At 73.2% G+C, this 9,692-nt stretch carries 8 protein-coding genes; 5 read left to right on the forward strand and 3 right to left on the reverse strand.

Annotated elements, in window-relative coordinates; genetic code table 11:
- Positions 1–798 (reverse strand): hypothetical protein (locus tag Q7W29_00415; GenBank protein ID MDO9170276.1); only part of this gene is annotated, 798 nt, incomplete at its 3' end.
- Between the two features lie 113 nt (positions 799–911).
- Here Q7W29_00415 and Q7W29_00420 point away from each other — a divergent pair.
- The 5 genes from Q7W29_00420 to Q7W29_00440 all read left to right on the forward strand — a co-directional run bounded on the left by Q7W29_00420 (position 912) and on the right by Q7W29_00440 (position 7,139).
- A complete protein-coding gene (locus Q7W29_00420) occupies positions 912–1,802 on the forward strand; it encodes a YihY/virulence factor BrkB family protein (GenBank protein ID MDO9170277.1) in 891 nt (296 codons plus the stop codon).
- 23 nt (positions 1,803–1,825) lie between these two features.
- Positions 1,826–2,236: an OsmC family protein gene (locus Q7W29_00425; protein MDO9170278.1), complete on the forward strand. Its 411-nt coding sequence runs from the start codon at positions 1,826–1,828 to the stop codon at positions 2,234–2,236.
- A gap of 54 nt (positions 2,237–2,290) precedes the next feature.
- A complete protein-coding gene (locus Q7W29_00430; GenBank protein ID MDO9170279.1) occupies positions 2,291–2,968 on the forward strand; it encodes an inorganic pyrophosphatase in 678 nt (225 codons plus the stop codon).
- Positions 2,969–3,088: 120 nt separating this feature from the next.
- Positions 3,089–6,151 carry a S8 family serine peptidase gene (locus tag Q7W29_00435; protein ID MDO9170280.1) on the forward strand — a complete coding sequence of 1,021 codons (3,063 nt, stop codon included), beginning with the start codon at positions 3,089–3,091 and terminating at the stop codon, positions 6,149–6,151.
- A 97-nt stretch (positions 6,152–6,248) separates the two neighbouring features.
- Complete coding sequence (locus Q7W29_00440) at positions 6,249–7,139, forward strand: 2-dehydropantoate 2-reductase (protein ID MDO9170281.1); 891 nt, start codon at positions 6,249–6,251, stop codon at positions 7,137–7,139.
- An 11-nt stretch (positions 7,140–7,150) separates the two neighbouring features.
- Here Q7W29_00440 and Q7W29_00445 read toward each other — a convergent pair whose 3' ends face one another.
- Together Q7W29_00445 and Q7W29_00450 are read right to left on the reverse strand one after the other, a co-directional pair.
- A complete protein-coding gene (locus Q7W29_00445) occupies positions 7,151–8,026 on the reverse strand; it encodes a DMT family transporter (GenBank protein ID MDO9170282.1) in 876 nt (291 codons plus the stop codon).
- A partial coding sequence (locus Q7W29_00450; protein ID MDO9170283.1) for a hypothetical protein occupies positions 8,023–9,692 on the reverse strand: 1,670 nt, incomplete at its 5' end. The genes Q7W29_00445 and Q7W29_00450, both read right to left, overlap by 4 nt.

Genomic DNA, 9,692 nt, shown 5'->3' on the forward strand with positions numbered 1-9,692 from the left:
GTAGGAGAAGGCCTTGCCGTCGGGCAGCCACGCCAGCTGGTCGGGCGCGGGCGCGCCGCGCCAGTCGAACGCCAGCGAACCGTCCTTCACGCGGCGCACCTCCAGCCAGCTCTCGCGCTTCCCGTCGGGCGCATAGGCGCCCAGCGACAGCGCGACCAGCTCGCCGTCGGGGGAGACGGCCAGCGCGGTCGCCTTCGGGGCGTCGAGTTCGTCGCGGATGTCGGTGGGGCGGGTCGGGACCAGCGTCGTGGCAAAAGCCGGTGCGTCGCTCTCCAGGGCGAGCGCCGCCTTCAGCGTCCAGGGCTCCGTCAGCGCGGGGTCGCGCAGCGCGCGCACGGCCAGGCGGCGCAGGCCCGGCTCGAGCTTCAGCGCCGCGGTGCGCAGGCCGTCCTTGTCGGCCAGCACGACGGGCGCGCCGTCGAGCCAGACCTTCAGCGGGTGCTTGCCCTCCAGTTCGAGGGTCGGCTCGACCCCGCGGCTCGCCACGAGGTAGGAGAACAGCCAGGCTTCGGCGGCGCCGCCGGACTCCAGCGTCATCGCGCCGGCCGCGGTCGCGACCCGGCGCCAGCCGTCGGCGCCCTCGCGCGGCCGCAGCCGCCCGACGTCGCGGGCGGGGAAGTCCAACAGGTCGGCCAGGGCGACCTTGCCGGGGTCCTCGTCGTGGAAGGCGGGCAGGGCGACCGGCGCGGGGCCGGACACGAGCCAGGCCTCGACGGGGACGGTGACGCGCTCGGCGGCGACGGCCGTCGCGGCGGCGAGCAGGATGGCCGGCAACAGCAGGCGGGCGGCGGACTTCATGGCTCCTCCAGGCGGGGCGGTTGGGGGTTCGGGAACCCCGGGATCCTGCCATGGCCGGCCCCGGCGCTCAACCGATTGCTTTTTCACGGCGCCGACCGCATTCTACAGCGGTCATGAACTACCGACGCGCCCTGAAACGATCCTGCCTGTTCCTGCGCCGCCTGCAGCGGGAGATCGGCTACGACGACTGCATGGGCATGGCCGCGCAGATCGCCTACTACATGATGCTGGCCCTGTTCCCCTTCATCCTGTTCCTGCTGAGCCTGATCAGCTACCTGCCGATGCTGCAGCCGGACCTGGTGCTGAGCGTCCTGAGCGAGGCGCTGCCCGGGGACACGTACGATCTGGTGGCCGGGACGGTCCGTTCGCTGCTGGTGCAGCGCGGCGGCGGGCTGCTGGGCCTGGGCCTGATGGCCGCGCTGTGGTCGGGCTCGATGGGCGTGGGCGCCCTGATCACGACGATCAACCGGGCCTACAACATCCACCCCAAGCGCAACCTCGTGCACCAGAAGGTCCTGTCCATCGTGCTGACCCTGGCGCTCAGCGGCTTCGTCATCCTGTCCACCGCCCTGGTGCTGCTGGGGCCGGACCTCACGCACGATTTCTTCCGCCTCCTGGGCCTGGCCGGCGACAGCCAGAACTTCTGGCTGACCCTGCGCCTGCCGCTGGTGCTGCTGCTGAACCTGCTGGCGTTGTCGATCCTCTACCACTACGCGCCCGAGGCGAAGCAGCGCTACGTGTGGGTGCTGCCGGGCACGGTGACCGCCACCGTCCTGTGGTTCGGCGCCTCGTCGCTGTTCCGGCTGTTCCTGCGCAACTTCAGCTCCTACAACCTGACCTACGGCTCGATCGCCACGTTCATCATCCTGATGGTCTGGCTGTGGCTGTCGGGCTTCATCTTCCTGCTCGGCGCCGAGATCAACGCCCTGATGCAGCGCGTCGACCACTACGAGGACCTGCCCCGCGTCCGCGGCCGGGTCCGCTGGCGCATGCACCGCCACTGAACGTCCCCGTTCCGGAGGGATCCATGCCGCAGCACACCGTGACCTGGGAGGGCGGCCGCCGCTTCACGGGCCGCACCGCCGACGGCCGCGAGAGCCGCTTCGACGTCCCGGTCGCGATGGGCGGCGACGGCACGGCCCCCTCGCCGATGGAGGCCGTCCTGCACGCGCTGGCCGGCTGCGCGGCCGTCGACGTGGTCGCCATCCTGGAGAAGATGCGCTGCCCGCCGGCGTCCCTGCGCGTGGAGGTCGACGCCGAGCGCGCCGCGGACCACCCGCGGGTCTACACGTCGATCGACGTGCTGTTCGTGGTGACCGGCGAGGTGCCCGAGAAGAAGCTGGCGCGGGCGATCGAGCTGTCGTCCGGCACGTTCTGCTCGGTGGGGGCGATGCTGGGCCGGACGGCGCGGATCACCCACCGCTTCGAACTGCGTTGATCGCCGCCGCGGCGCGTGACATGATCGCGCGGACGCGCACCCAAGGAGCCTGTCATGCGTGACTTCCTCTCGTTCCACCCCTGGCGCCCCCACCCCTGGCACGGCCTGACCGCGGGCCCGCAGCCGCCCGAGCTGGTGCACGCCTACATCGAGATCACGCCCTTCGACGTGATCAAGTACGAGATCGACAAGACGACGGGCTACATGCGGGCCGACCGGCCCCAGCGCTCGTCGGCGCAGCCGCCGGCCCTCTACGGCTTCGTGCCGCGCACGTACTGCGGCCCGCGCGTCAGCGCCCTCTGCCCCAAGGCCTCGGTGGGCGACGGCGACCCGCTGGACATCTGCGTGCTCAGCGAGCGGCCCATCGCGCGCGCCGAGGTCGTGCTGAACGTCCGGGTGATCGGCGGCTTCCAGATGATCGACAACGGCGAGGCCGACGACAAGATCGTGGGCATCCTGCACAACGACCTGATGTGGGACCGCGTCCGCGACATCCGGCAGGCGCCCGAAGCGCTCATCGAGCGCCTCGAACACTACTTCACCACCTACAAGCTCGTGCCCGGCCACAAGTCGAAGCAGACGATCGCCAAGACCTACGGCGCCGTCCACGCCCGTAAGGTCGTCACCGCCGCCATCCGCGACTACGACGAGACCTTCGCGAAGCTGTCGGGCACCGGCGGCGACCCGCCCCGCTCGCCCGCGACCCCGGCCCGCAAACCCCGCCGCGCCTGAGCGGGCGGGACCTGCCATTTACGGGGCCTGCCCGTTGCCCTGCCTCGCGAATTGGGGTAGAGTGGTTGCCCCCGCACCGAACGACCCCGTACCCGATCCCTCTGACCGAGGAGACTCGTCATGTTGCGTCGTATTCCGTTGTCGTTATTGACGTTGGCTGCGGTGGCCCTGCTGGCGGCCCTGCCGGCGTCCGCCCTGGACGTCGACCCGGGGCTGCGGGCGGCCCTGGCCGCCAAGGCCGACGGCGGCACCGTGCCGGTCCTGGTGCTGCTCCCCGGCGACGCCGGCCTGGAGTCCCTCGCCCCGTCGCTGGAGGGCCTGACGCCTTCGGCCCGCCGCGCCGCGGTCATCGACGCGCTGCGCGGCCGTGCCGCGACGGCGGAGGCGCCCGTGCGCGCCGCGTTGCGGGCGGCGGCGGCCGCGGGGCGCGTCGAGAAGGTGCGCTCGCTCTACGTGGCCAACGCCCTGCTCTTCGAGGCCGACGCCGCGGCGGTGGCCGTCCTGGCCGCCGACAAGTCCGCCGGCGTCATGCGCCACGACCGCGACTACGACCTGATCTCCTCGGTGATGGACTCCCGCGCCGCCGACGCGCCGGCGACGACCGGCGAGAGCCCCCTGCTGGCGAACGTCTGGAGCATCGGCTGGATCAACGCCGACGACGTCTGGGCCCTGGGCTACCACGGCGACGGCATCGTCGTCGGCCACATCGATTCGGGCGTCTGGCTGGCGCACCCCGACATCGCGAACCGCCTGTGGACCAACCCCGGCGAGATCGCCGGCAACGGCCTCGACGACGACGCCAACGGCTACGTCGACGACGTCCACGGCTACGACTTCGGCGACCTCGACGGCAACCCCAACGACGACTCCGCCAGCCCCGGCCACGGCACGCACACCGCGGGCACCGTCGCCGGCGACGGCACCGGCGGCACCGCCACCGGCGTGGCGCCCGGCGCGCAGATCATGGCCTGCAAGGCCTTCAACAGCGCCGGTTCCGGCAGCTTGGGCATGATCTGGCAGTCCTACCAGTACATCCTGGAGAACGGCGCGCGGCTGATCACCATGTCGCTGGGCGTCCCCGGCGACCTGGACCCCTCGCTGATGCGCGCCGAGCGCGAGACCTGCAACGTCATGCGCACGGCCGGCATCACCATCTTCAACTCCTCGGGCAACGACCACGCCACCTACGAGCCCCCGATCGAGTGCGGCCTGACCGCGCGCGTCCCGGCCCCCTGGAACGCCATCGACGGCACGCGCTACTCCTCGACCGGCGGCGTGGTGGCCGTCGGCGGCACCGGCTACATGTCCAACGCCGGCTACACCGCCTCGTCGTGGGGGCCCGTGAAGTGGGACAACGTCGACCCGTGGAACGACTGGCCCTACCTCCCCGGCGTCGGCCTGCTGAAGCCGGACGTCTCGGCCCCGGCGGTCAACGTGAACTCGCTGGTGCCCCCGAGCGGCTACTCGGGCAACACCTGGAGCGGCACCTCGATGGCCTGCCCGCATGCGGCCGGCGTCGCGGCGCTCATGCTGCAGAAGAACCCGACCCTGTCGCCGGCCGGCGTCGACTCGATCATGGAGCTGTCGTCGCTGGACCTCGGCACCGTCGGCAAGGACAACCAGTTCGGCACCGGCCGCATCGACGCGCTGGCGGCCGTGAACATGGTCCCGGCGACCCAGGCGCCGCAGCTGTCGTGGAGCTCCTTCGAGATCCTGGACGCGACCGCCGACGGCGTCATCGACCCGGGCGAGGCGTTCGACGTCGTCTTCACGCTGGCCAACACCAGCGCGCTGGTCGCGGCCACGTCCGTCACGGGCGGCCTCGCGGTCGTCGCGGGCGGGCCCGCCGCGGTCACCGAGGGCGCCGCCGTCTTCGGCGCGATCGCGGCCAACGGCGGCACGGCGGACAACGCCGCCGACGTCTTCTCGCTCGTGGCGGACCCGGGCGCGGCCCAGGGCGCGACCTTCACCATGCTGCTGACGGTCACGGCCCAGGACGGCTACGAAGTGACGTTCGACGCCGAGTACTTCGTCGGCCTGCCCGAGTGGCGGACGCACGACGCCGGGAACGTCCTGGCCACGGTCACCGACACCGGCTCGCTGGGCTACACCTTCGCCACGCAGGCCGAGGGCGCGGGCTTCGGCCCCGCCGGCGCCAACGGGCTGTACGTCGGCTCGTTCTGGGGCGGCGCCACCGTGAGCTACGTGTGCAACCACGACTACGCCGAGGGCGCCACGAGCTACGACTGGCAGACCGTCGCGACGCCCAACGGGCGCATGGCGGACCTGGGGACCGCGATCGCCGACCAGCAGTTCCAGGCGATCTTCAAGGATTCCGGTAACATCGTGCCGCGCAACATCACGGTCACCCAGGAGAGCTTCGCCTTCGCCGACGCGCCGAACGACGACTTCGTCATCCTGCGCTACACGGTGCGCAACAACGCGGCGACGACGATCAGCGGCTACTACACCGGCATCTTCTGCGACTTCGACATCGACGATTCGTCGCTGAACCGCGGCGCCGTCGACGCGACGCGCCGCCTCACCTACATGTACCCCGACGCCGGCGGCTACTACTACGGCATCGCCCTGCGCGAGCCGACCACGGCCAAGAACCTGACGCTGATCTCCAACCCGACGCAGGTGTATCCCAACGGCTACATCAGCGACACCACCAAGTTCCGCCTGCTGAACGCGACGATCTCGACGCCGACGACCACGACGGCCAACGACTGGTCGGCGCTGACGTCGGCCGGACCGGTGTCCATCGCGTCCGGCGCCGAGGCCGTCTTCCTCTACGCGCTGGTGTGGGGCGAGAGCCTGGCCGACCTGCAGGCCAACACGGACGCGGCCCTGACCGTCGACCTCACCGCGCCGACGCCGGTGGCCGACGCCGGCCTGCCGCGGGCGCTCTCCCTGGCCCAGAACTCTCCCAACCCCTTCAACCCGCAGACGACCATCGTCTTCGCGCTCGACCGCGCCGCCGGCGTGCGGCTGGGCGTGTACGACCTCCAGGGCCGCTTGGTGCGGACCCTGGCCGAGCGCGTCTACGCTCCGGGCGAGCACAGCGTCGTCTGGGACGGCCGCGACGAGTCCGGTTCGGAGATGCCCTCGGGCCTCTACCTGTACCGGCTCGAGGACGGCCGGCGGACCCAGACCCGCAAGATGGTGCTGGTGCGCTGAGGCGCCCATCGCCGCGGCGACCGGACGGCCCCCCTCCCGCGACGGGAGAGGGGCCGTCGCCGTTGACGGCAGGGGCCGATGGCCCCATGCTGGGGCCATGGAGACGCGACCCTTCCGACAGAACGTCGTGTTCGGAGCCGGCGCCCTCGGCAGCTGGATGGGCGCGCGCCTCGCGCCGCCGGCCGTGCTGGTGGCCCGCGGCGAGCACGCGCTGGCGATGCGCGCCTCGGGCCTGCGGCTGGCCGGCATCGAGAACGCCGTCGTGCCGGTGGCCGTGGCCGACGCCTGCCCGCCCCTGGAGGCGGACGCGCTGCTGCTGGTGACGGTCAAGGTGATCGATCTGGCGGCCGCGGCCCGCGCCGTGCGCGACCGGTTGCGCGAGGACACCGTGGTCGCGGTGGTCGCCAACGGGTTCGCGCCGCAGGAGATCCTGGGCGAGGCACTGGGCCGGCCGGTCGTGAGGGTCGTGGCGGAGTTCGGCGCGACGATGGACGGCCCGGGACGCGTGTCGGCCTGGGGCGGCCGCGCGCTGCTGCTGCACGGCGTGCGCGAGGACCGGGTCGCGGCGGCGCTGGCGCCCACCGGCCTGCGCGTCGAGCGGATCGACGACCTCGCGCGGCATTCGTGGGAGAAGCTGGCCCTGAACTGCGTGGCCAACCCGCTGGCCGGCCTCACCGGCCGCCGCAACTGCGACCTCGCCGACGACGACCTGGCCGACCTGCGGCTGGCCGTGGCCCGCGAGGTCATGGAGGTGGCGGCCCGCGACGGCGTCGACCTGCCCGACGAGCTGCCCGAGCGCATCGACCTCGTGCTGGCGCGCTCGCGCAACCTCAACTCCATGGCGCAGGACCTGGCGCGGGGCCGTCCCACCGAGATCGAGCACCTCAACGGCTTCGTCGCGCGGCAGGCCGAGGCGTTCGGGATGGACGCGCCGCTGAACCGCTGGCTCGCCGCGCTGATCCGCCTGCGCGAGGGGAAGACCGACTAGCGCCTTCGTCCCTACTCCCGCCTTCGCGCCTGCCACGCCAGCCCGCCCACGATCAGCGCCAGCCCGCCCAGCGTCGCCGGCCGCACGGCCTCGCCCAGCACGAACTGGATGAAGACCAGCGACAGGAACGGCGACAGGAAGATGAGGTTGGCGACGCGCGAGGTGTTCTCCGCCAGCTTCAGCGCCGTCAGCCAGATCACGAACGTGACGCCCATCTCCACGACGCCGACGTACAGCGCGCCCAGCAGGCCCGGTCCGTCCGCGCCCAGGTCGCGCCGCGCCCAGCCGTACAGCAGCACCAGCGGTGCGCCGACGGCGAAGTTCACCAGCAGCCCCGACGCCGGCTCCAGCCGCGAGCGCGCGTTGCCGAGCCAGTAGAGCGCCCACAGCAGCGTGCTGCCCAGCGCCAGGGCCACGCCCGCCGGATCGACGCTCCGCCAGTCCCGCAGGTCGCCGCCGGTGCTGATCACCGCCACGCCCGCGTAGCACACCAGCCCGGCCAGCAGGTCGCGCGCGCGCGGGCGCTGCCCGAGCAGGGGCACCGACAGCCAGGTCAGCGTCAGGGCCCAGGTGTAGTTCAGGGGCTGCGCGACCTGGGCGGGCAGGCGGTCGTAGGCCTCGAACAGGATCAGGTAGTAGAGGCAGGGGTTGACGACGCCCAGCCCGGCCGCCAGCAGCAGGTCGCGCCGCGGCGCCCGCCGCAGGGCCGTCCAGCCGCGCCGCGCCGTCACCACGGCGGCCAGCACCAGCAGCGACACGGTCGCCGACCAGGCCAGCAGGGCGACCGGCGAGAGGTGCCGCAGCGAGAGCTTGAAGGCCGTCGCCACGGTCGACCACATCAGCACCGTGACGAGGCCCAACAGCGTGGCGCGGCGCTGGTCCTTCACGATGAAGCACCGGGTCGCGGGCCGACCGGCCGGGAGCGCCGCAGCGCGACGGCGGCCGCGGCGATCGCGGTCGCCGACAGGACGACGCCGACCCACCAGCAGGCCGCCGCGACCGGCGTCCCGGTGCGCACGACCAGTTCGTGGGCCCCGGGCTCCAGGCGGATCAGGATCCCGCCCAGGGGTGCCGGCGACCAGCCGACGGGCGCGCCGTCGACCTCGACGACCGTGCTCGGGTAGGGGTTCCTGGCGAGCCGGACCGCGCCCCACTCATCCGCGGGCAGCTCCAGTTCCCACCGGTCCGGCAGCACCCGGGCGCGCGTCCCGGCCACGGGGCGCGGGTCCGCCGCCGTCAGCCAGGCGCGGATCTCCGCGGCCAGAGCTTCGGCGTGCGCGGTCGCCAGACCGTCGACGCCCAGGCTCGCGTCGGCGGGGAGCGCGGGGGACGGGACGGACGCGTCGGCAAGCACGGCGACCGGCGAGGCCCGCGCGACGCGCAGCGCGCGATCACCGGGTCGGACCCGCCAGCCCTCGCCGGCGAAGGCCGAGGGATCGACGACCTCGCTCAGCGGTTTCGTGAACAGGAGATCGCCGATGTCGAAGAACCCCAGCAGCCGGGCGTCGTCCTCGTCGAGCTTCCCGCCCGCGGCGAGCTTGGCGCCGATCGTCTGGATGACCGCCGCCGTGTACCAGTACTCCCGGGGCGCGCCCTGGAAGAAGGGGCCGCCGGCGGCGGGAACGCGCCGCGTCGGCGCGTAGCTCCAGATGTTGCCGCGCAGCGGGGAGCCGGGCCAGGTCCTGAACTCGACCAGGCGGTGCCCGCCGTCGTCGGTCTCGAGGAGACGGTAGGCCTCGGCCCGGTCGTCGCGGGTGCGCGTGTAGCTGCTGAGCGCCTGGATGGGCAGCTGGTCCAGCACGGCGAACGCGATCAGCAGCACCGTCGCCGCGCGGAGTCCCCGGTCGCCGACACCCCGGTCGCCATCGCTCCGCGCGGACCAGCCCCGGACCGCGCCCGCGGCCAGCAGCAGGCCGCCGATGTGGATCAGGTCGAGACCGCGCTCCGAGGGGGCCAGCATGAACCACGGCGCCGCCGCGAGGACGAGCAGGGTCCGCCAACCCGCGCGCCCCGCCTCGGAGGTCCGCCGGATCCGCAACAGGCCCAGGCAGGCGAGGAGGCAGCTGGCGAGGCCGAGGTAGTGCCTCCCGAAGAAGTTCCAGCGCAGCGCGCCCAGGAACTCGGTCGGGTCGGGCAGGCGCGGCTGGAAGCCGGAGCCGAAGACCTGCGGGATCGCGCCGCCGGCGTCCGCTGCCGACGAGGTCCCGAACGGCCCGCTCAGGCGCGGCGCCTCGTGGAGCATGGGCGCCACGACGAGCAGCGCGAGCAGCGCGCCGAAGGCCAGGCCGCCGACGATCCCGACGCCGCGCGCGCGGGTGCCCGGTTCGCGACGCGACGCGGCGAACCGCAGGGCGGCGAACCCGGCGACGAACGCCAGGGCGGCTCGTGCCTGTCCCAGGTGCGTTCCCGCCAGCGCGCCGCAGGCCAGTCCGAGCAGCAGCGCGCCGCCGACGACGGCGCTCGTCCGGCGCGGTCGCTCGTCGGTGCGCGCCGGCGCGGCCAGGCGCTCGACCAGCAGCAGCGCGAAGGGCAGGACGCCGAGCAGCACGGCGC

The organism is bacterium (genome assembly GCA_030654305.1).
Lineage (GTDB): Bacteria > Krumholzibacteriota > Krumholzibacteriia > LZORAL124-64-63 > LZORAL124-64-63 > PNOJ01.

Excerpts from the sequence above, each read along its gene's own strand:
- Q7W29_00420 (MDO9170277.1), top strand. The coding sequence starts at position 912 with ATGAACTACCGACGCGCCCTGAAACGATCCTGCCTGTTCCTGCGCCGC.
- Q7W29_00425 (MDO9170278.1), top strand. The coding sequence starts at position 1,826 with ATGCCGCAGCACACCGTGACCTGGGAGGGCGGCCGCCGCTTCACGGGC.
- Q7W29_00430 (MDO9170279.1), top strand. The coding sequence starts at position 2,291 with ATGCGTGACTTCCTCTCGTTCCACCCCTGGCGCCCCCACCCCTGGCAC.
- Q7W29_00435 (MDO9170280.1), top strand. The coding sequence starts at position 3,089 with ATGTTGCGTCGTATTCCGTTGTCGTTATTGACGTTGGCTGCGGTGGCC.
- Q7W29_00440 (MDO9170281.1), top strand. The coding sequence starts at position 6,249 with ATGGAGACGCGACCCTTCCGACAGAACGTCGTGTTCGGAGCCGGCGCC.